The sequence below is a fragment of the Knoellia sp. Soil729 genome (assembly GCF_001427985.1).
Taxonomy (GTDB): Bacteria; Actinomycetota; Actinomycetes; order Actinomycetales; family Dermatophilaceae; genus Knoellia.
Window position 1 is genome coordinate 23,085 of the sequence record NZ_LMSA01000006.1, and the last position, 23,815, is coordinate 46,899.

The 23,815-nt window shown below is 70.3% G+C and carries 21 protein-coding genes; 5 read left to right on the top strand and 16 right to left on the bottom strand.

Translation table 11 applies throughout. The features are described from left to right. Positions 1 to 23 precede the first annotated feature (23 nt). Complete coding sequence (locus ASG74_RS15610; RefSeq protein WP_056145754.1) at positions 24 to 704, top strand: HAD-IA family hydrolase; 681 nt, start codon at positions 24 to 26, stop codon at positions 702 to 704. Between the two features lie 48 nt (positions 705 to 752). Continuing rightward, entirely contained in the window at positions 753 to 2,402 is a 1,650-nt protein-coding gene (locus ASG74_RS15615) for an FAD-binding dehydrogenase (RefSeq protein ID WP_056145756.1), read from the top strand. Positions 2,403 to 2,414: 12 nt separating this feature from the next. Here the strand turns inward: ASG74_RS15615 and ASG74_RS15620 are convergent, their stop codons facing one another. The 8 genes from ASG74_RS15620 to mobA all read right to left on the bottom strand — a co-directional run bounded on the left by ASG74_RS15620 (position 2,415) and on the right by mobA (position 10,878). After that, positions 2,415 to 3,350, bottom strand: coding sequence for an acyl-ACP desaturase (locus ASG74_RS15620; protein ID WP_056145759.1), 936 nt, complete (start codon positions 3,348 to 3,350; stop codon positions 2,415 to 2,417). Positions 3,351 to 3,474: 124 nt separating this feature from the next. Beyond that, the gene (locus tag ASG74_RS15625) at positions 3,475 to 4,125 is read right to left on the bottom strand and encodes a bacterial proteasome activator family protein (RefSeq protein WP_056145762.1); all 651 of its coding nucleotides are present in this window, start codon (positions 4,123 to 4,125) and stop codon (positions 3,475 to 3,477) included. Between the two features lie 24 nt (positions 4,126 to 4,149). Beyond that, entirely contained in the window at positions 4,150 to 4,725 is a 576-nt protein-coding gene (locus ASG74_RS15630; protein ID WP_056145765.1) for a TIGR03086 family metal-binding protein, read from the bottom strand. Between the two features lie 29 nt (positions 4,726 to 4,754). Continuing rightward, positions 4,755 to 7,637, bottom strand: a complete 2,883-nt coding sequence (locus ASG74_RS15635; RefSeq protein ID WP_056145768.1) for an ABC transporter permease — start codon at positions 7,635 to 7,637, stop codon at positions 4,755 to 4,757. Beyond that, the gene (locus tag ASG74_RS15640; protein ID WP_056145771.1) at positions 7,634 to 8,365 is read right to left on the bottom strand and encodes an ABC transporter ATP-binding protein; all 732 of its coding nucleotides are present in this window, start codon (positions 8,363 to 8,365) and stop codon (positions 7,634 to 7,636) included. The genes ASG74_RS15635 and ASG74_RS15640 overlap by 4 nt, the downstream gene beginning before the upstream one ends. Further along, positions 8,362 to 9,018 (bottom strand): PadR family transcriptional regulator, encoded by a 657-nt coding sequence (locus ASG74_RS15645; protein ID WP_056145773.1) that lies wholly within the window; start codon positions 9,016 to 9,018, stop codon positions 8,362 to 8,364. Before ASG74_RS15645 ends, ASG74_RS15640 begins: the two co-directional genes overlap by 4 nt. A 295-nt stretch (positions 9,019 to 9,313) precedes the next feature. Further along, a complete protein-coding gene (locus ASG74_RS15650) occupies positions 9,314 to 10,294 on the bottom strand; it encodes an NAD(P)H-quinone oxidoreductase (protein ID WP_056145776.1) in 981 nt (326 codons plus the stop codon). Further along, a complete protein-coding gene (mobA, locus tag ASG74_RS15655; RefSeq protein WP_156465443.1) occupies positions 10,291 to 10,878 on the bottom strand; it encodes a molybdenum cofactor guanylyltransferase in 588 nt (195 codons plus the stop codon). Before mobA ends, ASG74_RS15650 begins: the two co-directional genes overlap by 4 nt. Positions 10,879 to 11,126: 248 nt before the next feature. On the opposite strand from mobA, the gene ASG74_RS15660 reads away from it, so the two are divergent. Then, entirely contained in the window at positions 11,127 to 12,545 is a 1,419-nt protein-coding gene (locus ASG74_RS15660) for an MFS transporter (RefSeq protein WP_200942647.1), read from the top strand. Positions 12,546 to 12,555: 10 nt separating this feature from the next. Further along, positions 12,556 to 13,116, top strand: a complete 561-nt coding sequence (locus tag ASG74_RS15665; RefSeq protein WP_056145784.1) for a universal stress protein — start codon at positions 12,556 to 12,558, stop codon at positions 13,114 to 13,116. Between the two features lie 94 nt (positions 13,117 to 13,210). Here ASG74_RS15665 and ASG74_RS15670 read toward each other — a convergent pair whose 3' ends face one another. Beyond that, the gene (locus ASG74_RS15670; protein ID WP_056145787.1) at positions 13,211 to 13,987 is read right to left on the bottom strand and encodes an IclR family transcriptional regulator; all 777 of its coding nucleotides are present in this window, start codon (positions 13,985 to 13,987) and stop codon (positions 13,211 to 13,213) included. 10 nt (positions 13,988 to 13,997) lie between these two features. Continuing rightward, complete coding sequence (locus ASG74_RS15675; RefSeq protein ID WP_056145790.1) at positions 13,998 to 14,441, bottom strand: MarR family winged helix-turn-helix transcriptional regulator; 444 nt, start codon at positions 14,439 to 14,441, stop codon at positions 13,998 to 14,000. An 88-nt stretch (positions 14,442 to 14,529) separates the two neighbouring features. On the opposite strand from ASG74_RS15675, the gene ASG74_RS15680 reads away from it, so the two are divergent. Then, positions 14,530 to 16,395: an ABC transporter ATP-binding protein gene (locus ASG74_RS15680; RefSeq protein ID WP_442910092.1), complete on the top strand. Its 1,866-nt coding sequence runs from the start codon at positions 14,530 to 14,532 to the stop codon at positions 16,393 to 16,395. Positions 16,396 to 16,399: 4 nt separating this feature from the next. On the opposite strand, the gene ASG74_RS15685 is transcribed toward ASG74_RS15680, so the two are convergent. The 6 genes from ASG74_RS15685 to ASG74_RS15710 form a co-directional block, all read right to left on the bottom strand. Next, a complete protein-coding gene (locus tag ASG74_RS15685) occupies positions 16,400 to 19,015 on the bottom strand; it encodes an MMPL family transporter (protein ID WP_082569837.1) in 2,616 nt (871 codons plus the stop codon). A 1-nt stretch (position 19,016) separates the two neighbouring features. Then, on the bottom strand, positions 19,017 to 19,664 hold the full coding sequence (locus tag ASG74_RS15690; protein WP_056145796.1) for a TetR/AcrR family transcriptional regulator: 648 nt from the start codon (positions 19,662 to 19,664) through the stop codon (positions 19,017 to 19,019). 206 nt (positions 19,665 to 19,870) lie between these two features. Further along, positions 19,871 to 20,530, bottom strand: a complete 660-nt coding sequence (locus ASG74_RS15695; protein WP_056145799.1) for a helix-turn-helix transcriptional regulator — start codon at positions 20,528 to 20,530, stop codon at positions 19,871 to 19,873. Then, on the bottom strand, positions 20,530 to 21,261 hold the full coding sequence (locus ASG74_RS15700; protein WP_056145802.1) for a hypothetical protein: 732 nt from the start codon (positions 21,259 to 21,261) through the stop codon (positions 20,530 to 20,532). Before ASG74_RS15700 ends, ASG74_RS15695 begins: the two co-directional genes overlap by 1 nt. Positions 21,262 to 21,402: 141 nt before the next feature. Then, positions 21,403 to 22,095, bottom strand: coding sequence for a response regulator (locus ASG74_RS15705; RefSeq protein ID WP_056145805.1), 693 nt, complete (start codon positions 22,093 to 22,095; stop codon positions 21,403 to 21,405). Further along, positions 22,092 to 23,768, bottom strand: a complete 1,677-nt coding sequence (locus tag ASG74_RS15710) for a sensor histidine kinase (protein ID WP_235499044.1) — start codon at positions 23,766 to 23,768, stop codon at positions 22,092 to 22,094. The genes ASG74_RS15705 and ASG74_RS15710 overlap by 4 nt, the downstream gene beginning before the upstream one ends. Between the last annotated feature and the right edge of the window lie 47 nt (positions 23,769 to 23,815).

Consider the following 23,815-nt stretch of genomic DNA (forward strand, 5'->3'; position numbering starts at 1 on the left):
GCACCCACCCTAGGCTGAGGCCCATGGTGGCAAGCCTCGCCGGGCAGTTCCCGCAGCGCCGGTTCTCCGGTGTCCTCTTCGACATGGACGGCACCCTCATCGACTCGACCGGGGCAGTCCTGCGGTCGTGGATGCGATGGGCGGAGGAGTTCGACCTCGAGCCCGCGGCGCTCGCGGGCTCCCACGGACGCACGAGCATCAACACGATTGATGCGGTGATGTCCGAGCGCACCGACGCCGAGCGACTGGCCGCGCATGCCCGCATCCGTGAGATCGAGCTGGCCGACACCGACGGCATCGTCGCCCTGAGGGGTGCGCGGGAGGTGTTGGCCCGCCTCGACGAGCTGGCGGTGCCGCACGCGATCGTCACCTCCTGCGAACGTGAGCTGGCCGCTGTGCGCACCGCCGCGACGAGGCTGCCGAGGCCGACCGTCGTGGTCACGGCGAGCGATGTCTCGCACGGCAAGCCCGGGCCCGAGCCCTACCAGCTGGGTGCGTCGAGGCTGGGCCTGGACCCCTCGCAGTGCGTGGTCGTCGAGGACGCGACCGCTGGGCTGGTGTCCGGACGAGCCGCCGGGGCCGGGCTGGTGGTGGCCGTCCTCGGGACGACTCCGCTCGAGGTCCTGGCGCAGGATGCGGACGTCGTCGTCGAGTCGGTGGCCGACATCCCCTGGGACACGCTGGTCATGGCTCCCGTCGGCTGAGCCCGCGCAGTGCTGGGTCCGGGCGGTGGCGCCCACTAGGGTCGCGACATGGATGCTGACGCCCTTGTCGTCGGGGCCGGGCTCGCCGGTCTCGTCGCTGCCCATGAGCTCGCCGACGCCGGGCGGTCGGTCGTGCTCCTCGACCAGGAGAGCGAGGCCAACCTCGGAGGCCAGGCGTGGTGGAGCTTCGGGGGCCTCTTCCTCGTCGACACCCCGGAGCAGCGACGGCTGGGCATCAAGGACACCCTCGAGCTCGCCTGGCAGGACTGGCAGGGCAGTGCCGGCTGGGACCGCGAGGAGGACCACTGGGGGCGCCAGTGGGGCCGGGCGTACGTCGAGTGGGCGGCCGGTGAGAAGCGGGATTGGCTGCGGCAGTTCGGCATCAGCTTCTTCCCCGTGGTCGGCTGGGCGGAGCGGGGAGATGGCCGAGCCGGTGGCCACGGCAACTCGGTGCCGCGCTTCCACATCCCGTGGGGCACCGGCACCGGCGTGGTCTCACCGTTCATCGACCGCGTGCGCCAGCACATCTCCGGCGGCCGCATCATCTATCGCCCACGCCATCGGGTCGACGAGCTCGTCACCACAGGTGAGGTCGTCACCGGTGTCCGTGGATCCGTCCTGGCGCAGGACGTCTCGCCACGCGGGGTGGCGTCCAACCGTGACGTCGTCGGCGACTTCGAGTTCGGCGCCCACGCGGTTCTGGTCACGAGTGGCGGCATCGGCGGCAACCACGATCTCGTCCGGGCCAACTGGCCCGACCGCCTCGGGACTGCGCCCGAGCACATGATCACCGGCGTCCCGGCATACGTCGACGGACGCATGCTCGCCATCACGGAGAGCGCCGGCGGAACCGTGGTCAACCGCGACCGCATGTGGCACTACGTGGAGGGCATCAACAACTGGGATCCCGTGTGGCCCCACCACGCGATCCGCATCCTGCCCGGACCCTCGTCGCTGTGGTTCGACGGCAACGGGGACCGGCTCCCGCCGCCGAACTTCCCCGGCTACGACACCCTCGGGACGCTCTCCCACCTGCGCACGACCGGCCACGACCACTCGTGGTTCATCACCAACCGCGCCCTGGTGGGGAAGGAGTTCGCCCTGTCGGGCAGCGAGCAGAACCTCGACCTCACCGACCGCAGCTATCGTGACGTCGCCAAGCGGCCGATCACCGCAGTGCCGCCGGCGGTCCAGGCCTTCCTCGACCATGGCGTCGACTTCGTCCAGGCCGGCACCCTGCGCGAGCTCGTCGACAGGATGAACGCCCTCACTCCGGACGCGCCCGTCGACTTCGCGCACATCGAGCGCCAGGTCCTCGAGCGCGACCGCCAGCTCGACAACTCCTTCGGCAAGGACGCCCAGATCGCGGCCATGCGCGTCGCCCGTCAGTACCGCGGGGACAGGCTCACCAAGCGTGCGTTCCCACCGCACCGGATCCTTGATCCCAAGCGAGGCCCACTCGTGGCGGTGCGTCTGAACATCCTCACCCGCAAGTCACTGGGCGGGCTGCAGACCAACCTCGACAGCCAGGTGATCGGGACGAACGGCGAACCCGTGCCGGGCCTGTATGCCGCGGGTGAGGTTGCCGGGTTCGGCGGCGGTGGCGTCCACGGATACCGCTCTCTCGAGGGCACGTTCGTGGGTGGGTGCCTGTTCTCGGGTCGGGCCGCCGGACGCGCCGCAGCCCGCTCAGTCTGAAAGCCGTCTGTTTCAGAGGTTCATGCGAGCGGCGAGGGTGTCGCGCTTGTCCTCGAACCGGGAGGCCTTGGTGTCGAGCCCGGACATGAAGTCGGCGAGCTCCATGCGAGCCTGCTCGCCCTCGGCGCTGAGGTTCTCGAGGTCCCAGACCTTCCAGAAGCGCAGCACCGGCGCCACGACGTCGTCGCGGTGCTGGCGCAGGTCGTAGATCCCGGCGACCGCCATCTCGACGGCCTTGCGCTGGAACCCCGGGATGTCGGTGCCCGGCATCGCGAAGTTGAGGACGACGTCACGGATCGCCTGCACCGACTGGCTCGGGTCGAGCTGGAGCGCTGCGCCCATGAGGTTGCGGTAGAAGATCATGTGGAGGTTCTCGTCAGCGGCGATGCGCTGCAGCAGCTGGTCGGCCATCGGGTCGGCGGTGAAGCGGCCGGTGTTGCGGTGCGACACCCGGGTCGCGAGCTCCTGGAACGACACATAGGCCAGCGAGTGGAGCAGCTCGCCGCTGTGTGCGGACTCGTAGCCTTGCGACATGTGCGTCATCCGGAAGTCCTCGAGGGCATTGGGGTCGACCATGCGCTTGACGAGCATGTAGTCGCGCATGGCGATGCCGTGCCGGCCCTCCTCTGCGGTCCACCGGTGCACCCACTCACCCCAGGCGTCGTCGCGCCCGAAGATCAGCGCGATCTCGTGGTGGTAGCTCGGGAGGTTGTCCTCGGTGAGGAGGTTGACGATGAGCGCCGACCGCGCGACCTCCGAGATCGGTGCGTCGTCAGGGCTCCAGGGGTCGCCGCCCATGAGCCCGTCGAAGTTGCGACCGTCGCTCCACGGGATGAAGTCGTGCGGGTACCACGTCTTGGCCACGCCGATGTGGCGGTTGAGGTTCTCCTCGACGACGGGGCTGAGCTCGCGCAGGAGGTCGGTCTGGCTCCACGTGGTGGCGGTCATGCTCGCCAACCTACGCTTCCGCAAAATCGCGACGCCAGTTACTCGCCAGTTCGAATCTGGGCACCTGCCGTGTGTGCCTCACGCAGAGGTATGTGTCTGCATGAGGCACACACGGCGAGGGGTCTCAGAGGTACTGGCCGGTGCCCTCGGCCGGACCGGTGTTGCTCGACCCGCCGTGGCCACCCGGCAGGTTGGGCATGCCCATCGGCGAACCCGGCTGACCGGGTGCCGGGGCGTGACCGGGGGGCAGCTGCCGCATCTGCTGGAGCTGGGCCTGGGCCGCCATCTGCTGGGCGACGAGGGCGGTCTGGATGCCATGGAAGAGGCCCTCGAGCCAGCCGACGAGCTGGGCCTGGGCGATGCGGAGCTCCGCGTCGGACGGTGCTTCGTCGCTGAACGGCAACGAGATGCGCTCGAGCTCCTCGACGAGCTCGGGGGCGAGCCCGTCCTTGAGCTCCGAGAGCGAACGCTCGTGGACGTCAGCGAGGCGAGCGCGACCGGCCTCGTCGAGGGGCGCGTTGCGCACCTCCTCGAGGAGCTGCTTGATCATCGAGCCGATCCGCATGACCTTGGCCGGCTGCTCGACGAGGTCGGCAGGGTTCTGGTTGGGCTTGCCCTCGGGGTTGCGGTCGGCGACGCCCATGCCCTCGGGCGTCACCACGACCACCTTGTCGTCATCGACAGTGGCCGTGCCGTGGACCTCACGGGTCTCCTGCTCGTCGGTCTCGCGGCTCGACTCCGGCTGCGTGGGCTGCTGGTCGCTCATGTCGTCCATCCTGCCCCACGTGCGGGTCGGGCCTCAGGTGGGCGGCGTCCAGGACGGGTCGCGGCCGACGAAACCCATGAGCTTGTCGGTGATGTCGGCCGACTCGGGCACGGGCACCCTCGGGCCGTACTGACCCGAGCTCCGCAGCATCTCGTCGAACTGCTCCATCCCGCTGAACATCTGGTTGGCGAACTCCGCGTCGAGCCGGTCCGGCTGGCCGGTCGCGCGGGCCAGGTCCCACGTGTGCATGAAGACGTCGCCCGTGTAGAACTGGTCGACCGCCTGGGGGAGCGGCACGTCGCCGGTGTGCGGGTTGCTCAGCACGTTGGTGGCGGTCTCGGGGTCGTCGAGCAGTGCCTGGACCGCGTCGGCATGTGAGGTCCACGCACCGACCGGGTCCTCATCCACCGTCGGCCCGTGGGGCAGGGTGATGCCGGTGCCGCCCTTGAGGAACGCCGGGAACCACTCGACCAGGTGCCGCACCACGTCGCGCGCCACCCAGCCGTCGACTGGCGCCGGGGCATCCCAGTCGCTCACCCCGCGGACGCGGTCGGTGAAGATGTCGGCGATCGCGTGGTGACGCCCGGCTGGGTCGTGGGGGAACGGCATACGCAGAGTCTGTCAGTTCGGTCTGTCAGTCAGGCGGTTCTGTGGGTCGCGTCCGGAGCCTTGCGTATGCCGGCCGCGGCCAGGCCAGCCGACACCGCCGGGACGGCGAGGGCGAACCCGAGCAGGACGAGCCAGGGGAAGACGAGGATCGGGTCGCCGTTGAGCTGCTCACCGGTGATGGGGTTCCACGACTGCGCCGTCAGCGGATAGGCCAGGGCGATGCCGGGGACGATGCCGACGGCGACACCGAGTACGGCGCCGATGACGCAGAGCACGAACGCCTGGGCGGCAGCCATGACGCGACGGGTGCCGCGTCCTGAGCCGAGTGCCGCGAGCGTCGCCTGGTCGTTCTCCTGCTCGGCGAGGGTGAGTGCCGTCGACGTGAGTGTGATGACGAGCAGCAGCAGGGAGAAGACGCCGATGAGGATGAGGACGACCCACTGCAGCGGCGACTGGAAGCCGCGTTCGGTCTCGATGTAGACGTCGTCGGAGGCCGTGGCACCAAGGCGTTCGGTGACATCCTGGGTGATCGGGCCCGCGGGGTCGTGCACCGTGAGCTGGTCGACGTAGGTCGGCCAGTCGTTGGCATGCGCGACCTCCGTCGGGACGAGCATGGCCCGCCCGAGCATCGTGCCGACCGACTCCTTGGTGAGCTCGACCTCGATGGCCGGCACGGTGACGGTCCTGATGTCGTGGACCTCGGAGGGACTGCCCCCACCCCCCGCACCCTCGGGGACCACCGTCTGGGTTCCGGTCATGAGGGTGACCTTGCCGTCGGTCAGGAGGGTCGCGCGTCCAGGTGCCCGCCCGACGACGGCGCCGCCGTCGGCGACCACCTTGGCGTCGGCCTCGCGTCCCATGAGGCCCAGACGCCGGAGGATCTCCTGCTTGGTCATGACAGCGATGGCTGCGACGTTGCCCTGCCCCTGGGTGCCGATGGCATGGCACGTCGGTGCCTCGAAGGTCTCGCCCTCCATGAGCATGTCGCTGACTGACTGCTGCGGGGTGCATCCGGGAGGCACGACGTTGACCGCGGTCAGGTCGTAGGGGCTCGTCGGCGGTGCGGGGTTCATGGAGCGCATCCACGGGTCCCCGGTGTCGATGCTCGAGACCGGCACGACCTCGAGCCCGGCCCGCACCGTCGCGAACGAGGCGGTGATCGCGTCGACGTCGAACGCACCCGCTGCCGGGCTCGCGTTGTTGTAGACCTTGGCGTCACCGGGGATGTTCTGCGCGGTGTACTCCCGGCGGCTCTGCTCCTCGTCGCTGCCGCTGGCGATGAGGGTCATGGTAAGGACGGCGACGCCGGCGAGGATCGCGGCGATCGCGGGGACGCTGCGGGAGCGCTGCCGGCCGGCATCGCGCGTCGCCATGCGCAGGGACACCGGCAGGCGCGAGCTGAGGCGCGCGATGCCGACGAGGATCATCGGGGCCAGCATGATCGCGCCGACGACGAGGGCGATGGTTGCGGCGACGACCTTGACCTCGCCGCCGCCTCCCGAGGCGACCTGGGTGGCGGCCATGGAGATGACCGCGAACCCGCCGACGCCGGCCAGGACCGCACCGATGACGAAGACGGCCTTGCTGGGCCGTGGTGAGACGCTCTGCCCCTTCATGACACCGACGATGTCGAGACGGCCGAGCCGGCGCGCGGGGAGCAGCGCGGCGATGACGGCACTGGCCACAGCCGCCAGGGTGACGAGGCCGACAGCCGCCAACGGGACGTCGAAGGGACCGTTCATGCCGAGGAACCGATTGAGGGTGGAGCTGCGGGTAGACAGCCAGGCGACGCCGACCCCGAGGGCAGACCCCGCGAGGGCCGCGACGACGCCGAGCACCAGCGCCTGGGCGAGCACGGTGTGCCGCAGCTGCGCCGTGGTGGCGCCGTTGCTCGCCGAGAGGGCAAGGGTCCTGCGCTGGCGTGCGGCGCTGACGGCGAAGGCTGGTCCGACGAGCAGCGTGGTGATGATGAGCAGCAGGGCACCCCCGATGGCCACGAACGTGCCCATGCGGCTGTCGCTGCTCTGCTGGATGGAGCGCTGCTCCATCGACAGCTCGCTGACCGGCGGCGGGTTCCTCAGGACGTCGGCCGACCAGACCGTGAGCCCAAAGGTGTTGAGGCGCGTGACCTCCGGCCATCTCACCGGTTCGGAGCCCAGGAGGACCCAGCCTCCGCCGGGCTGACCCGCGACGAGTGGCTCCGGCACGACGACGTCGTAGGTACCGTTCCACGGGCCGATGGCGGTGGCGGTGCCGACCACCTCGAGCGTGACCTCCTTGCCCTGCGAGGTCGCGGTGAAGGTGCCGCTCGTGGGCAGGCCGCGGGCCTTGCCGGTGTCGGACACCAGTGCCTCACCCGGGCCTCGCGGCAGGCGCCCACTCGTGACCTCGATCTTGTCCCTGAGCCCCGGGCGGGGGTCGATGGCCAGACCGCTGAGGCTCAGGCGCCGGTCGTCGATCCTCGTGACGAGGGACTCCTCGACGAAGGGCACGGCGGTGGCCGCGGTCAGGGAGCCGATGGCCGTCGCGTTGTCGAACGCGCTGCCGCCGTCGACCCAGCCCGGGATGGGTTCGGCCGTGCCACTGCTGGCGCTGCCCGGGCCCGGGTCGAAGCCTTGGTCGACCCTGCCCGACTGGGGGTACTCGAGCATGGCCACCCCGTTGCCCATGCGGGCCGGGATCTGCTCCGGGCCCGTGACCTGGCTCGTGGCCGCGGACACGATGGCGAAGACGAGCAGCAGCGTCGGCAGCGCGACCATGACCATGATGAGCGCGCTGCGGCCCCGGTGGCGGCGGACGTCGCGCCGGGCCATGCGCAGGGCGATGCCCCAGCTGCCCACGAAGCGACCCCACGCCGAACGCCTTTCGGTGTCCGTGTCGGCGTCGGCGTCGGCGTTGGCGTCCGACGTCATCGCGCGGAGCTCGCGCTGTCGAGTAGGTCCTCGGCCGCGCTTGCGCGCCCCGTCGAGTCGACGACGACGCCGTCGCGCAGGAACACGACCCGGTCGGCCCAGGCGGCATGCCTGGCCTCGTGGGTCACGAGGAGCCCGGCGACACCTTCATCGCAGCGCTCGCGCAGCACCCGCAGCACGTCCTCACCGGTGTGGCTGTCGAGGGCGCCGGTGGGTTCGTCGGCGAGGACGAGGCGGCGGCTGCCGACGAGCGCGCGGGCGATGGCCACCCGCTGCTGCTGGCCACCCGACAGCTGGTCGGGGAAGCGGTCCGACAGCTCGCGCAGGCCCATGAGCTCCAGGCTCTGGCGGGCGTGGCGCCTCGCCTGGCTCGCGCGCTCGCCGTCGAGCTCGAGGGGGAGAGCGACGTTCTCGGCGGCCGTGAGGCTGGGGATGAGGTTGTAGTCCTGGAAGACGAACCCGACCCTGCGGCGCCGCAGCTGGGCGATGCCCTTGGCGCCCAGGGTGGTGAGGTCCTCACCCTCGATCACGACGCGCCCGCTCGTGGCGTGGTCGAGGCCGCCGGCGAGGTTGAGGAGCGTCGACTTGCCCGAGCCGCTCGGGCCCATGACGGCCACGAGCTCACCGGGCAGGATCTCGAGGCTCACGCCGTCAAGGGCGTGCACCGCCGTGTCACCGGTGCCGTGGACCCGGCTGACGTTGTCGAGGAGCAGGCTGGGAGTGGTCATCGACGTGCCTCCGCCCGTGCGGCTGCGCGCTCGTCGGCGTCCTCAGGCCGGGACGTCGCCGGCGTGCTTCCGGAACGGTGAAAAGGGCGCAGCGACTCCCGGTGCAGGCGGGTCTCGACGTGGTCGAGCCAGCGCACCTCGGCCTCGGCGCTGAAGATGAGGTTCTCGAGGACCAGCAGCCAGGCGAGGTCGTGGTTGGCCACGCCCTCCTGTGGTTCGTGGCCCTCGGCGTCGCGCTGCTTGCGCATCACCTGCTGCTTGAGGCGGGTGAGGTCGTGCAGGTGCCTGATGGTCGAGGTGCGCTGGGTCTGCGCCACGGACTGGACGTCGACGCCCGGGACGGTCACCGCGAGGGCCAGCTTGATGGTGAGCTCGTCACGCGGGGTGTTGTCGCGGTCGACCGGCGTCTGCCACCACGTGGTGACCTCGCTGGCCCCGGCCTCGGTGAGCCGGTAGGAGATGCGCCCCTCGCCGTCGGCCTCACCGGTCGGCTCGACGAGCCCGTCGCGCTCGAGCCGGTTCAGGGTCGTGTAGACCTGCCCGACGTTGAGCGGCCACGTGCCGCCCGTGCGCTCCTCGAACTCCACCCGCAGCTGGGCGCCGTACATCGGCCCTTCTGCGAGGAGGGCCAGAAGCCCCTGCTTGACCGACATCGGTGCCTCCTGGACGTTTGACGCGAGAACCCCTGCGCTCTCGCGTGCGGTGCCGAGCCGGTATACCGAGTCGGGGCCGAACCCCTGAACAGCCTCAATACTCGGTATGCCGTGCTCGAACAGGACATGTATACCGAGTATTCACCCGCATGGCAAGCCCCACCTTCCCCGCCTGAAGTGGGTTCCTCTCACCTCGCCTGATCGCGGCGGTCAAGCGAGGTGAGAGGTTCCTGCCGGAGAAGCGCCGTGGGACGTCGCGGCGTCCCGGATCAGACCGAGACCTTGCGTATGCCGGTCAGTCGGTGAGCAGGAGAATCTTGCCGATGTGGGTGCTGGCCTCCATCTCGGCGTGCGCGTCGCTCGCGTTCGCCAATGGGTGGCGCGAGTGCACGACCGGGCGCACGCGGCCCTGCGCCACCATCGGCCAGACGTGCTCGCGCACGGCCGCGATGATCGTCGCCTTCTCGGCGACCGGGCGGGCCCGCAGGCTCGTCGCGATGACGGCACCGCGCTTGCGCAGCAGCGTGTTGATGTCGAGCTCGCCCTTGGTGCCGCCCTGCATGCCGATGATGACGAGCCGTCCGGCGATGGCGAGTGCATCGACGTTGCGGGAGAGGTACTTCGCGCCCATGTTGTCGAGGATGACGTCGGCCCCGTGGCCGTCGGTCGCCTTCTTGAGCTCCTCGACGAAGTCCTGCTCCTTGTAGTTGATGAGGATCTCGGCTCCGAGCTCGCGGCAGAAGTCGAGCTTCTCCTGGCTGCCGGCGGTGACGGCCACTCGCGCACCGACCTCACGGGCGAGCTGGATGGCGATGGTGCCGATGCCGGAGGACCCACCATGGACGAGCAGCGTCTCGCCGGGCTGGAGGTTCGCGGTGAGGAACACGTTGGACCAGACCGTGGACGTCACCTCGGGCAGGGCCGCGGCCTCGACGAGGCCGACACCAGCGGGGACGGGCAGGACCTGGCCGGCCGGCACGGTGACCTGCTCGGCATAGCCGCCACCCACCAGCAGGGCGCACACCTCGTCGCCCACGACCCACTCGCTCACGCCCTCGCCGACCGCGTCGATGACGCCGGAGACCTCGAGGCCGGGGATCTCGGTCTGGCCCTCGGGCGGGTTGTAGAACCCCTGCCGTTGCAGCGTGTCGGCGCGGTTGACGCCTGCCGCGCTGACCCTGATGCGCACCTCGCCGTCCTGCGGTTCGGGGGTGTCGACGTCGCTGAGCACGAGTGCCTCGGGGCCGCCTGCTTCGGGGATGGTGATCGCCTTCATGACCCCAACGTACGACGCAAGCTCGCCAGGTCCTCAGGGGTGTCGACGTCCCGGGCCTGGTCGCCGACCCGCAGGACGCTGTGCGCGAGGGAGAGCAAGGAGCGAGCGGGCCTGTTCTCGGGGGAGTCCAGGACTCCGCCGCGCAGTGTCTCGGTCCGGTAGGCCGCCAACAACGGGTTGGCCTGTCCGTCGCCCTCGCCGTCGCCGTCCCCCGCCACCACCGCGTCGACCGCGAGGTCGGCCTCCAGTGCCGACACGAGCAGCGGCAGCGCCTTCCCCGCCTGCGGTGTGTCACCCGCGACGACGCAGACGAGGTCCGTCGTCACTGCGGCCACACCCGCCGCGACTCCGGCCAGTGGGCCACTCCCGGCCGGCGACTCCCGCACGAACTGCACCCGGTCGGCCACCGACGACGGGACCACCCGCGAAGGTCCGACGACGACCAGGGGCCAGCCGTCCGGCATACCCACGAGGCAGCGGTCGAGAACGGACTGGCCATCGGCCAGCAACGCGGCGAGCTTGTCGGAGCCGAAGCGGCGCGACGTCCCCCCGGCCAGCACGATGACACTTCCGGATGACGCCATCCGGCCATTGTCGCCGTCACCGGCCGGGCATGGGAGGGCGTCGCCCACCCCGCGAAATGGAGCGCTTCCTCGAGCCGCATCACTGCAGGTCAAACGGGGTCGTCCAAACCCCCATTGGTGCCATGTCCGGGCGTAACGTGCGGCGGTAGCCCCACGACCAGTCGGGCTACCCGCACCGTTCGAGGGGAGTACGGATGTCCGCCGACGTCGCTGAAGACAAGCCGGTACGCAGTCTCATTCCGGCACGAATGCATGACATGCCCTGGTCGAAGTTCCACTGGATGGTGATCTTCGGACTCGGGACCGCGTGGATCCTCGACGGCATCGAGATCCAGATCGTGGCGGCCGGTGGCTTCGAGAAGTCGCTGTCGATGAGCACCGCACAGGTTGGTCTCGCCGGTTCGGTCTACCTCGTCGGCGAGGTCGTGGGTGCGCTGTTCTTCGGACGACTCACGGACTCCCTGGGTCGCAAGAAGCTCTTCACCATGACGCTGGTGCTCTACCTCGTCGCCTCGGGGCTGGCCGCCTTCTCTCCCAACATGTTCGTCTTCCTCGTCCTGCGCTTCATCGCGGGCATGGGTATCGGTGGCGAGTACTCCGCCGTCAACTCCGCGATCGACGAGCTCATCCCCGGCCGGTTCCGCGGGCGGGTCGACCTCGCCATCAACGGCACCTACTGGTTCGGCGCGGGCATCGGCGCCTTCGCGACCCTCTTCCTGCTCGACACCGACCGCTTCGGTGAGAACGTCGGCTGGCGGATTGCCTTCCTCATCGGACCCATCCTCGGTCTGGCGATCATCTACCTGCGTCGCCACATCCCCGAGAGCCCGCGCTGGATGATTACCCACGGGCACCACGACGACGCCGAGCGGATCGTCTCGAACATCGAGAAGGAGGTCGTCGCGGCAGGCAAGAAGCTGCCGAAGCTCGACGAGGAGCGCGACAGCATGTGGGTCAAGCCCCGTGAGGGGCTCACGCCCAAGCAGCTGGCCTACGTCTTCTTCAAGCTCTACCCCAAGCGGACGGTGCTCGGCGCGACGCTGATGATCACGCAGAGCTTCCTCTACAACGCCATCTTCTTCACCTACTCGCTCGTGCTCCAGAACTTCTACGGGCTGGACAAGTCGGGCGCGGCCGTCTACTTCTTTCCCTTCGCCATCGGCAACCTGCTCGGTCCGCTCCTGCTCGGCCACTTCTTCGACACCATCGGCCGGCGCAAGATGATCGGTGGCTGCTACGCCTTCGCGGCCATCGTGCTGGCCGTCTCGGCGTTCTTCTTCCAGGCCGATGCACTCTCGGCGGCGACGCACACGGCGTTCTGGTGCGTGGCGTTCTTCTTCGCCTCCGCCGGTGCCTCCGCGGGCTACCTGACCGTGTCCGAGATCTTCCCCCTCGAGGCTCGTGGGCAGGCGATCTCGTACTTCTTCGCCGTGGCCCAGGTCTTCGGCGCCATCGGCCCGGTCTTCTACGGCTGGCTCATCGGTGACGGCAAGGACCGCACCCCGATGTTCTGGGGCTACCTCATCGCTGCGGGCATCATGCTCATCGGTGCCGCGGTCGCGGCGGTCTGGGGTGTGGACGCCGAGGGCAAGTCCCTCGAGGAGATCGCACCTCCGCTGAGCAGCTACGACAAGGACGGCAACGAGACCGTCCACCTTCCGGTCTGAGGAGTTCGTCGTGAGTGAGCACACCGAGGGCGCCCAGCCCTACACCGTCGTGGTCGGAGTCAGTGCCACGTCCAAGTCGCCGACCGCACTCAAGTGGGGCGCGGCCCAAGCGGCGCAGAACCGTGGTCGGCTGATCGCCGTGCGTTCGTGGCGCAGCACCAGTCCCCCCGGCACGACCTCGGGTGGGGTGGCGGCTCGCGTCACCGACGACCAGAGCACCCAGCGCAGCGAGCAGGCGGCCCTCGAGCAGGATGTCGCCGAGGTCCTGGGCGACGACCACTCGGCGGAGGTGCGGGTCGTGCGCGGGGGCAAGCGCAAGGTGCTCCTGCAGGCGGCTGAGGAGGCTGACCTCGTCGTCGTGGACGCTCCGAGGACCTTCACCGGCGCGCCGCTGTTCGCGCAGCGGATCGTCTATGCCGCCTCGTGCCCGGTCGTCATCATGCCGCCGAGGGTCTCGCAGCAGCCGGAGAGTGCGGTGGGTCGAGCCGGACGTGCCGTGGGTCGGGCAGCCGTGAAGTCGGCGGGGCTGGCCGGCCGTCCCGGATACCGACCACCGATCCTGCGCGACTGAGGCTTCGGCCGGACGCCGCAAGGACCACTGCACCGCAGGTGGGGCAACCGCCCCACCTGCGGTGCAGTCATGTGCGGAGTGGGTGGTGCGGGACTCAGGTTCGGCCGCGCCGCGGCTGCCGGTGCAGCCGCGTGGACAGGTCGTCCGCTGCGTGGCGGACGGCGTTCACGAGCCGCTCCTGCTCCGCGTCGTCGACGCGCTCGGAGCGGAAGGTCACGGCCACCGAGGCGACCGGGTGGTCGCTGTGGTCCAGCACCGCCACGGCCACGGACCTCAGCCCGCTCGTGATGTGACCGTCCTCGACGGCATACCCGCGTTGTCGCACGGACTGCAGGAGCGAGCGCAGGGCGGTCGTGGTGCTCGGCCCGTGACCATCGCGCTGGACCAGGGTGGCGGCGTGCGGGAAGAGCGCCCGCACCTGTCCGGCCGGCAGGCTCGCCAGCAGGGCGAGCCCGGTCGCGGTGAGCGTCGCGGGCAGCCGGACACCGACGTCGGACACGAGCACGGGGCCCTGCGGCGCGCGCTGCTCGATGACATAGAGCACGTCGCGACCGTGCAGCACCGCGAGGTGGGCGTTGTGGCCGGTCACGTCAACGAGGCGGTCGAGGGTGCTCCGGGCGATCCGCTGGAGCGGGGCCTGCCGTTGGTAGGCCGAACCCAGCTCGTATGCCGCGACGCCCAGTCCGTACCTGCGCTCACCTTCGAGGTGGGAGACGTAACCGCGCTCGCGCAGCACCGAGAGCAGGTGGTAGGTGCTCGACCGGGGGAGTCCGAGCTCGCGCGCGACCGTCGCGGCGGGCAGCGGCTCACCTCTGCGGGCGAGCAGCTCGAGCACGTCGAGCGCGTGTGCGGCGCCGGGGGCGTTGGCCATCGGTCGGGCCTCAGTCCGACTCGAGCAGACCCGTGAGGATGCGGGTCAGCGTGGCGCGGTCGCGGTCGGAGAGCGCGGCGAAGTAGCCCTCGTGGTCGGCCCGCCGGGCGGTGTCGAGCTCGCGGAGGACCTGGCGCCCTGACGCGGTGAGGGACACCTGGGTCGCGCGGCGGTCGGTCGGGTCGGGCTCGCGCACGACGAAGCCGCGCTCCTCGAGCGAGTCGACGACGTCGGTCACCGACCGGGGTGCGATGCGCAGGTGCTGGGCGACCACGCCGAGGCGCGTCGGCTCATGGCGGCCGATGACCCGCAGGGCTCGCGACTCGTGTGGCGTCACTCCCCAGGGTTCGAGCGTGGCGGCGAACCGTCGACGCAGGCCCCGGGCCACCTCCATGACGAGCTCCCCCAGCGCGGGTTCACCGTCACGGGGGGCAGGGACGGGAGCGGACGGCATACGGGAATGATATCGGCAACAAGCCTGTTTGGCTCATTGTGAGCCAACCTCACCAATAGGTTTCAGCACGACAGAAGGGAGGGCACTCATGGCAGCAGGAACTCATGACGCTCCCAAGGACACCAGCGCGCGACTGCCCGGCGGTCGAGGCATGGGCGGCGGTCGCCCGATGCAGGTCGACCCCCGAGACCGCGCCCAGCTCGAGATCGCCCCCGTCCCACTCCGCCGGGTGACGAACCTCTTCCGTGGCTTCGGCCGGCCCATCGGGATCGTCAGCGCGATCATCGTTGCCACCTCGGTCATCTCGATGGCCCAGCCGTTCCTCGTGCGCGAGGTGGTCGACACGGCCATCCCGCAGCAGGACGTGCGACTGCTCCTCCTCGCCGTCGGCGCCATGGTCGCCGGGGCCGCGACCACCCAGCTCCTCGGAGTCGTGCAGACGTGGATGTCGACCGGCGTCGGCCAGCGCGTCATGCACCGCCTGCGGACCGACCTGTTCGCCCACCTGCAGCAGCAGTCGCTGGGCTTCTTCACGCGCACCCGCGCTGGTGAGGTCCAGTCGCGCCTGACCAACGACATCAACGGCATGCAGGGCGTCGTGACCACGACCGCGACCTCCATCGCCTCCAACCTCACGACCGCGATCGCCACGTCCGTCGCGATGGTCGCCCTGTCCTGGCGCCTGAGCCTCCTCTCGCTCGTCGTCATCCCGCCGGCCGTGTGGATGACCCGCCGCGTCGCGCTCATCCGCCGGGAGGTCACCGCGCGCCAGCAGGCCCGTCGCGCCGACCTCAACGTCCAGATCGAGGAGGGGCTGTCCGTCTCCGGCGTGCGCGTGTCCAAGACGCTCGGTGCCGGTCGGCGTCACGCCGAGCGCTTCGCCACCACCTCCGAGGAGCTCGTCGACCTCGAGCTGCGGTCGCAGCTGGCCGGCCGCTGGCGCATGGCCACCATGCAGATCATCTTCTCGGCGATCCCCGCGCTCATCTACCTCGTCGCCGGGCTGCCCGCGACCTCCGGCGGCATGACCATCGGGACCCTGATCGCCTTCACGACGCTGCAGGCGGGCATCTTCCGCCCGCTCATGGGCCTGCTCAACGTCGGCGCCCAGTGGGTCTCCTCGATGGCCCTGTTCTCACGGGTCTTCGAGTACCTCGACCTCATCCCCGACGTCGCCGCGCCGACCGCGCCCGTCGTGCTCGACCCCGAAAGCGTGCGCGGCGAGGTCCGCTTCGAGAACGTCTCCTTTGCGTATGCCGCTGACTCGCCCAACGCCGTCGACTCCATCAACGCTGTGGTCCCGCCCGGTGGCTCGCTGGCCCTCGTCGGTCACACCGGCTCGGGCAAGTCCACCCTCGCGTCCCTCGTGGCCCGGCTCCACGACCCGACGTCCGGTCGCGTGACGGTCGACGGTGTGGACCTGCGCGACCTCGACCCCGAGGTGCTCGCCCGCATCGTCGGTGTCGTGTCGCAGGAGACCTATCTGGTGCACGCCTCCATCCGCGAGAACCTCCTGCTGGCCGCACCTGACGCGACCGAGGCGCAGCTGTGGCAGGCGCTCGGCGCTGCGCAGGTCGCCGACCTCGTCGCCACGCTGCCCCAAGGCCTCGACACCGTGGTCGGCGCTCGCGGACACCGGTTCTCCGGTGGAGAGCAGCAGCGCATCGCCATCGCTCGCACCATCCTGCGCAACCCGAAGGTGCTCGTCCTCGACGAGGCCACCAGCGCCCTCGACAACGACACCGAGCGGGCCGTGCAGAAGGCGCTCGACGAGCTCGTCCGCGGCCGCACGACGATCACCATCGCCCACCGCCTCTCGACCATCGAGTCGGCCGACGAGATCGCCGTCCTCGACCACGGCCGTGTCATCGAGCGCGGTTCGCACCGTGAGCTGCTGGCGCTGGGAGGCCGCTACGCTGCACTCGCGGGAACGCCGGCATACGCCTCGGTCTGAGTCGTCACCGGCCCCGTGAACCGGCGCCCACGAGCGCCGGCCCGTTGGCCTCCGCCTCGTCGGATGCGGTGGGCGTCGTCGTGTCCGCCTCGCGCTCGAGGTGGGCGCGCAGCTTCGTGCCCTCCACGTCGAGGTCGGGGAGCAGGCGGTCGAGCCAGCGGGGGATCCACCACGCACGATCGCCGAGCAGCTGCAGCACCGCCGGGGTCAGTGTCATGCGCACCAGGAAGGCGTCGACGGCCACGCCGAGCGCGAGCCCGAGACCCATCGGCCGGATCATCGTGAGGTGGGCGAAGACGAAGCCCGCGAACACCGACATCATGATGAGCGCGGCGGCGACGACGACGCGGTAGCCGTTGCGGAAGCCCGTGCGGATGGCGCTGCGACTGTCCTCACCGTGCGCGTGCGCCTCGTGCATGCCGGAGACGAGGAACATCTGGTAGTCCATCGCGAGACCGAAGAGGACGCCGATGAGCAGCGTCGGCATGAAGGGCATGATCGGCCCGGGCCGGCTCACCTGCAGCAGGTCGCCCAGCCAGCCCCACTGGTAGACCGCGACGACCGCGCCGAAGCTGGCCCCGACGGACAGCAGGAACCCGGCCGTCGCCACGAGGGGCACGAGCACCGAGCGGAACACGGCCATGAGCAGGAGCAGGGAGAGGCCGACCACCAGGGCGACATAGAGCGGTAGCGCACCGGCCAGACGCTCCGAGATCTCGATGTTGGCGACGGTCTGACCGGTGATGCCGAGCTTCGTGCCCTCGGGCATGTGGGCGCTGAGGTCATCCAGCTCGTGCACGAGCTCCGTGGTCGATTCGCTCGTCGGGCCCTCGAGCGGCACGACTTGAAAGGCCAGGGTGTCGCGGTCCGAGCTCACCCCGAACGGCACGACCCGCTCGCTGCCGACGAGGTTGAACATCTGCTGGCCGTAGCGCACCTGCATCGCGGGCACCTCGGCCTCCGTGAGGGGCTCGTCGAAGCTGACCACTGCGACGATCGGGCCGTTGGCGCCGGGCCCGAAGTCACGCTCGATGGTGGTGTAGGAGTGGAAGGCGCTGGAGTCCTTGGGTTCGCTGCTGCCGTCGGGCAGGCCCAGGCGCAGCGACACGGCAGGGACCGCCAGCAGACCGATGGCGACGATGGTGAGGACGATCGCGCGCCACGGGTGGTTGGTGACGAGGACCCCCCAGCGTCCGGAGCCCCGGCCCGAGGAGGCCTTGCGGCTCTCCTCCGAGGTGGTCTGCTCGGATGGGGTCTGTTCGGATGCGGTGAGGGCTGCCTCGTGCTTGCGCCAGGTGCGCCGGGAGATGACCCGTGCCCCGATGAGGCTCAGCACGGCAGGCGTGACCGTGAGGGAGACGAGGACGGTCACCGCCACGGTCGCGGCGGCGACGAGGCCCATCTGGGCGAGGATCGGCAGGCCGGAGACCGTCAGCGCCGACAGGGCGATCACCACGGTCGTCCCGGCCACGACCACGGCGTTGCCTGCGGTACCCGTGGCCAGGCCGATGGAGTGCTGCACCGGCATGCCGTCGAGCAGCTGCTGGCGGTGGCGGTTGACGATGAAGAGGGCGTAGTCGATGCCCACGGCGAGGCCCAGCATCAGGGCCAATGCGGGCGTCATCGAGTTCATCTCGAAGAGGGCCGTCGCCGCCATGGCACCAAGAAGGCCTGCGCCGACGCCGACGAGGGCGACGAGCAGCGGCAGGCCGGAGGCGATGAGACTGCCGAGCATCACGAGCAGGACGGCCGCGGCGATGGCGAAACCGACCACCTCACCGATCCCGATGATGCTGCGGGTCTGGAGGATGTCGGCGTTGTAGTCGACGCGCAGCCCCTGCTGCTCGAGCTGCTGGCCGATCTCGGGGATCTGGGCACGGATCTCGGGAGGGAGCTGGGCGATCGCGGTGTCGAACTGGATCTGGAGCATTGCCGCGCTGCCGTCCGCGCTGAGGAAGCGCAGGCCGTCGGTCAGGCCCAGCTGCCGCTTGCCCTGACCGATCTGGAGGCGCGCCTGCTCGACCTTGGCATCACCGTCGTCGAGCTGCGCCTTGAGCTGGGCGTTGCCGCGCACACGAGCGTCGATCTCGTCGCGCAGCACGCGCGCCTTCTCGCCCTCGCCGTGCCCCGACTGCTCGAGGGTGGTGAGCTGGGCCCGCGCCTCGGCGAGGTCGCGCTGACCCTCGTCGTAGAGCCAGTGGCCTTGGTCGAGCTTGTAGGACTGCGTCTCGAGCTCCTTCTCGCCGTCCTCGATTCTGGCGCGCGAGTCGTCCAGCGTCTGCTGCGTCTCGAAGGGGTTCATCACCGACTGCACGTGAGGCGCCTTCTTCCAGGCAGCCAGGGTGCGCTCGATCGCCGTGCGCTGGGCCGGGGTGATGGCACCCGACTCGTTCTCGATCGTGATGGTGCCTATTCCGCCTGCGGCAGAAGGGATCTCACGCCCAAGGGTGCTCAGGACGGACTGGAAGGCGGCTCCCGGGATGCTGATGGCCGAGGTCGGGGGAGAGGCGAAGGCTGCCATGGTGCCACCGAGGCCGGTGAGCAGCAGGAGCCAGGCCGCGAGGGTGGCCCAGGCGTGGCGGGCGGTGAATCGCCCGAGGCGATAGAGGAGTAGTGCCATGTCAGGCCTCCGGGGTCTGGCTTGCGGGGGCGGAGAAGGCGGTGAACAGGTGCGCGAAGGCCTGTCGCAGGAGCTCGAGGTGCTGCTGCCGACTGGCGTCGTCCACCGCGCCGGGCGACGTGTTGACCCAGGTCATCGTCGCCGCGTAGCCCGCGGTCAGCACGGCGCCCGCGACGACCTGGGCATAGAGGTCGTCGATCGAGGGGTCCCGGTTCCGGAGTGCCTGGGCGACCTGGGCCACCTCCGCGGCTTGGGCCTCCAGGACGAAGAACCTCGCGGCCGGCGAGTGCTCGACCTGACCGAAGCAGATGGCCGCCTTCTCGAGGAACTCTGCGTCGAGTGGCTCGGTCAGGACGGCGGCGAGCGAGTCGGCGACGTTCTCCTCGACGGGGCGCTCGACGAATCGCTCGACGAGGGCGCCGATCACCTGGCGCATCGGCTCCTGGAGCACGAGCTCGACTCGGGGGTAGTAGTTGAAGAACGTGCGGCGCGAGACCTGGGCGCGGTCGGCAACGGCGTCGGCCGTGACCGCGTCAAAACCCTTCTCGGCCACGAGGTCCCACGCTGCCTGCTCGAGGCGGCGCGCGGTCCGCTCGCGGTTGCGCGCCCGCAGTCCATCGCCAGCCGTGGAGTCAGGAGTTTCGCTCATGTCCGGCAGGTTAACGCCAGTGTGCACTGCCGTGCAAGTTTGCTCGACAGTGAATGAATTGACCCGGTGGGCGGTCATCGGCACCGCTCAGGACTGCGCCGGTGGAGCGACCGGTGCAGCGACTGGTGACCGGCGTCCGCATGCGAGTAGCGGTCGTCAGCCTGAGCGCCGGTGCCGCGACCGGCGCTCAGACTGGAGATCAGTAGTCAGGCGGTGCGCAGGTGGGCGACGCACCGTCGAGGTGTGGCGAACGGCTCGAGGTCGGCGACCTCGAGCGGCGCACCCGTGCCTTCGAGCACGCCGGTCATGAGCCCACGGTGGACTCCACACACGATCTCGGGATGGCTGCGGGCGAGCTCGAGGAAGGGGCAGGGGGTGATGTCGATGCGACGCCCGGTGCGGCTCGAGACGGAGCGCGAGTCAAAGCCCAGGCGCGCGAGTCCGTCCACGACCGCCTCGGTCGCGGGTTCCGGTGTCGGCGACGACGAGCGCAGCTCCGAGGCCAGGCGACGACCGCGGATGATCCCGGCCTGCTCCGCCACCGAACGGCCCTCGGGCAGTGCTCCCCCGGAGCCGGCCAGTGCCTCGACGAGCACCTCGGCAAGCTCCTTGTAGCCGTCCACCTCGGTGCCGGTGGCGGGCCGCGCCGTGTAGAGGACCTTGGGCCGACCCCTGGCGGACCGGTCCTCGGCCGAGCGCGTGGCCAGCCCGGCTTCGACGAGTGCCTCGAGGTGGAACCGCGCGCCATTGGGCTGCAACCCCACCGCGCTCGCAACCTCCACGGCGCCGGTGGCCGTGCCAGCGTCGCGCAAGCGGTCGAGGACCTGGCGCCGGGTGGCCCCGAGGCCGTCGATGGCGTGCGCCATCAGGCGGCGCCGAGGGGGTGGAGGATCTGGGTGCGCCCGTGGCCGTCCAGGGGTGGCCGCGTTCCGGGGTGCGGCCACACCGGCTGGGCGGACGGGTCGATGCCCCGCTCCTGCAGGAGCTGCCCCAGCTGGTCGACCGCGTCGACCCCGTAGCGGATGTCGCCGGTCTCGGGCAGGAGGACCGGCACGACCTCCTTCTCGAGCTCGGTCCACTGGTGGCGCCAGGCGCGCACGAGGCGCCACGCCAGTGAGGTCATCGGGCCACCCGTCACGTCGACGCAGTACCCCCAGCGACGCAGCGGGTCGCTCGGGGACGTCCCCGCCATCACCGCCTCCGCGAGGAGGACCCGCACGACCGCGGGCTTGCCGAGGTCGACCCCATGGCGCCAGTAGGACTCGAAGAGGATCGGTGCCGCGATGTCGGCGACCCCGGCGCCGTAGGACTCGGCGTAGGCCCAGACCGCAGCCCTCGTGCTGGGCACGAAGCCTCGCAGCTTCATCGGCAGGGACTCACCTGGCAGGAGCGCCTGCTCGACACGCGCGACCTCCTCGCGCAGGCACTGGAAGTCGTCGTCACCGGCGAGGCCGAGGTGCGAGGGCTTGGGCTCGTGCTCGACCGCGCGGACCTCGACGTCCATGCCGTCTGCCGACAGCAGCGCGAGGCGCCGGTGGGCGAGGTAGCTCCAGGGGCAGGTGAAATCCACGTAGAGGATGGTGGGTGTGCGGGTCATGGTCGGCTCCTTCCGCCGACTTCAATAGTTACAAACTATTTGTATAAAAACAAGAGGCGGCTACGATCTGCGTTGCGACCGAGACGACGCGGGTATGCCGGGTGCGCACACCGGGGCGGCCGGCATACGTTCCTCGGGTTCTCAGGTCCGCGGGGTCACGGACGTGGGGCGGTAGCGGCGCTCCGGGCGACCGGTGTTGCCGTAGCGCAGGGCGACCTCGGCCTCGCCCTTGGTGGTGAAGTACTCGAGGTAGCGGCGGGCGCTCACCCGAGATACGCCGATCTGCTCGGCGGTCTCGGTCGCGGACACGCCGACGCTGCCGGCCGCGCGCAGCGTCCTCTCCACGAGCTGGGCAGTCTCGGGGCTGAGGCCCTTGGGCATGGCGACCGGGCTCGTGCGGGAGGCGGGTGAGCGCGCGAAGAGCCGGTCCACGCCGGCCTGGTCCTCGGGCGAGGCTTCGTGCAGGGCGCGTTGCGCCGCATACCCCTCGAGGCGCTCCCGGAGGTCGTCGAACGCAAAGGGCTTGAGGAGGTAGTCGGCCACGCCATGGCGCACCGCCGCCTTGACTGCGTCGACCTCCTTGGCGGCGGAGATGACGATGACGTCACTGTGCGAACCTGCGTGCCGGAGCTCGGCAACGACGTCGAGGCCGAAGCGGTCGGGCAGGTACAGGTCGAGCAGGAGCAGGTCCGGCGCCAGGTCCTTGGCCATCGAGAGGGCGTCGGCACCCGAGTGCGCGACGCCGATGACCTCGAAGCCGTCGGTGCGCTCGACGAAGGCGCGGTGGACCCGCGCCACCATGAAGTCGTCGTCGACGATGAGGACCGAGATCATGAGCGCAGCCCTTCACTGCGGGTGGAGGAGCCGGCTGCGAGGACGTCCTCGCTCGTGTCGATGCCCAGCCGGGCCGTGAAGTGCGCGCCGCTGTCGCTCGGGCTGACGAGGACCTCGCCACCGCGTTGCTCGCACAGCATGCGCGTGAGGGCGAGGCCGATCCCTCGCGTGCCGTCGCCGTCGGACTTGGTGGAGAAGCCCTGCTCGAAGACCTCACCGACGATCTCCTCCGGCACACCCGGCCCCGAGTCCGACACCACGATCTCGACACTGGAACGGTCCTGGGTGATGGCGACCTCCACCCACCCGGCCGCAGGACCCCCGCCCCCGGCGCCCACCGTGCTCACGGCGTCGAGCGCGTTGTCCACGAGGTTGCCCACGACCGTGCCGACATCGGCGGAGTCCTGCGGCTGCAACCGTTGCAACGACGTCGTGTCCGTGATCCGCAGGTCGATGCGCCGCTCGGCCGCCAGGCTGGCCTTGGCCATGAGCAGTGCAGCCACGGCCGGGTCACCGACCCGGCTGTTGATGCTCAGGTCGAGCGAGTTGCGGCGCTCACTCACGGCGTCGACATAGTGCACGACCTCGTCGTACTCACCGATCTGGATGAGTCCACTGATCGTGTGCAGCTGGTTGGCGAACTCGTGGGCCTGCGCCCGCAACAGCTGCGTGCTGCTGCGGAAGGTCCCCAGCTGGCGTTCGAGGTCGGCCAGGGCCGTCCGGTCGCGCAGCGTGGTCACGGTGCCCAAGGGCTGGCCGTCGCGTTCGACGTGCATCCGGTTCATGACGAGGACCCGGCCGCGGCGCACGACCACCCGGTCGCCGGCGTCGTCGTCGTCCGAGCCCGAGAGGACGTCGAGGAGGCGGCCACGCACCCGCAGGTCCGTGAGGGTCAGGCCCTCGGCGTGCTCGGGCAGGTCGAGCAGGTGGCGAGCCACGTCGTTGACCAGGGTCACCCGGTTCTGGGGGTCCAGCGCGATGACACCCTCGGCGATCCCGTGGAGGAGCGCCTCCCGGTGCTCGGCCAGCCCGGCGATCTCGCGCGGCTCCATGCCGAGGGTCTGGCGCTTGATGCGACGGGCGAGGAGCCACGACCCGAGCAGCCCGATGAGCAGCGCACCTCCGACATAGGTGAGGAGGTAGGACGACGCTCCTCGCGCCCTCGCCCACGCGGAGGGGAAGGGCTCGGTGATCATCACGGTGCCGAGGTGCTCACCGACCCGGCCGGTGCTCACCGAGAAGACCGGCACCTGGGCCACGAGCTGCCGCTGCCCGTCGAGCGACAGGGTGCCCGACCAGCTCGCGCCGTCGGCAACTGCCTCTCGTGGCAACGGAATGCGCTCGCCCTCGTAGGACGGGTTGGTCGACACGCGCACGTCCTCGTCGGCGTCCGCGAAGCTCACCGAGCCCACTGACGACTGCGCGACGAAGGACTGGGCCAGGGTGGCCAGGCCGGTGCGGGTCTCGGGGATCTCCAGGTTGCTGCGCACGAGCGGGTTGCCGCCGAGCTGCTCGGCGAGCGCGGTGACCCGGCGACCCTCCACCCGGGTGAAGGTCGCCTCCGACTGCGCGAGGGAGAGCGCACCGACGAGGACGAGCACGACGAGGATCACCGCGACCTGCAGCACGAGCAGCTGGCCGGCGAGGGTGCCGCGCCGAGCGAGTGTGACCACTATGTACTCAACCTTCACTGCGGACAGAAGCGGGACATTGGGGGCTG

Excerpts from the sequence above, each read along its gene's own strand:
- ASG74_RS15660 (WP_200942647.1), top strand. The coding sequence starts at position 11,127 with ATGCATGACATGCCCTGGTCGAAGTTCCACTGGATGGTGATCTTCGGA.
- ASG74_RS15670 (WP_056145787.1), bottom strand. The coding sequence starts at position 13,987 with ATGGCCAACGCCCCCGGCGCCGCACACGCGCTCGACGTGCTCGAGCTG.
- ASG74_RS15630 (WP_056145765.1), bottom strand. The coding sequence starts at position 4,725 with ATGCCGTTCCCCCACGACCCAGCCGGGCGTCACCACGCGATCGCCGAC.
- ASG74_RS15675 (WP_056145790.1), bottom strand. The coding sequence starts at position 14,441 with ATGCCGTCCGCTCCCGTCCCTGCCCCCCGTGACGGTGAACCCGCGCTG.
- ASG74_RS15615 (WP_056145756.1), top strand. The coding sequence starts at position 753 with ATGGATGCTGACGCCCTTGTCGTCGGGGCCGGGCTCGCCGGTCTCGTC.
- mobA (WP_156465443.1), bottom strand. The coding sequence starts at position 10,878 with ATGGCGTCATCCGGAAGTGTCATCGTGCTGGCCGGGGGGACGTCGCGC.
- ASG74_RS15610 (WP_056145754.1), top strand. The coding sequence starts at position 24 with ATGGTGGCAAGCCTCGCCGGGCAGTTCCCGCAGCGCCGGTTCTCCGGT.
- ASG74_RS15620 (WP_056145759.1), bottom strand. The coding sequence starts at position 3,350 with ATGACCGCCACCACGTGGAGCCAGACCGACCTCCTGCGCGAGCTCAGC.
- ASG74_RS15685 (WP_082569837.1), bottom strand. The coding sequence starts at position 19,015 with ATGGCACTACTCCTCTATCGCCTCGGGCGATTCACCGCCCGCCACGCC.
- ASG74_RS15650 (WP_056145776.1), bottom strand. The coding sequence starts at position 10,294 with ATGAAGGCGATCACCATCCCCGAAGCAGGCGGCCCCGAGGCACTCGTG.
- ASG74_RS15705 (WP_056145805.1), bottom strand. The coding sequence starts at position 22,095 with ATGATCTCGGTCCTCATCGTCGACGACGACTTCATGGTGGCGCGGGTC.
- ASG74_RS15645 (WP_056145773.1), bottom strand. The coding sequence starts at position 9,018 with ATGTCGGTCAAGCAGGGGCTTCTGGCCCTCCTCGCAGAAGGGCCGATG.
- ASG74_RS15680 (WP_442910092.1), top strand. The coding sequence starts at position 14,530 with ATGGCAGCAGGAACTCATGACGCTCCCAAGGACACCAGCGCGCGACTG.
- ASG74_RS15640 (WP_056145771.1), bottom strand. The coding sequence starts at position 8,365 with ATGACCACTCCCAGCCTGCTCCTCGACAACGTCAGCCGGGTCCACGGC.
- ASG74_RS15690 (WP_056145796.1), bottom strand. The coding sequence starts at position 19,664 with ATGAGCGAAACTCCTGACTCCACGGCTGGCGATGGACTGCGGGCGCGC.
- ASG74_RS15700 (WP_056145802.1), bottom strand. The coding sequence starts at position 21,261 with ATGACCCGCACACCCACCATCCTCTACGTGGATTTCACCTGCCCCTGG.
- ASG74_RS15635 (WP_056145768.1), bottom strand. The coding sequence starts at position 7,637 with ATGACGTCGGACGCCAACGCCGACGCCGACGCCGACACGGACACCGAA.
- ASG74_RS15625 (WP_056145762.1), bottom strand. The coding sequence starts at position 4,125 with ATGGACGACATGAGCGACCAGCAGCCCACGCAGCCGGAGTCGAGCCGC.
- ASG74_RS15695 (WP_056145799.1), bottom strand. The coding sequence starts at position 20,530 with ATGGCGCACGCCATCGACGGCCTCGGGGCCACCCGGCGCCAGGTCCTC.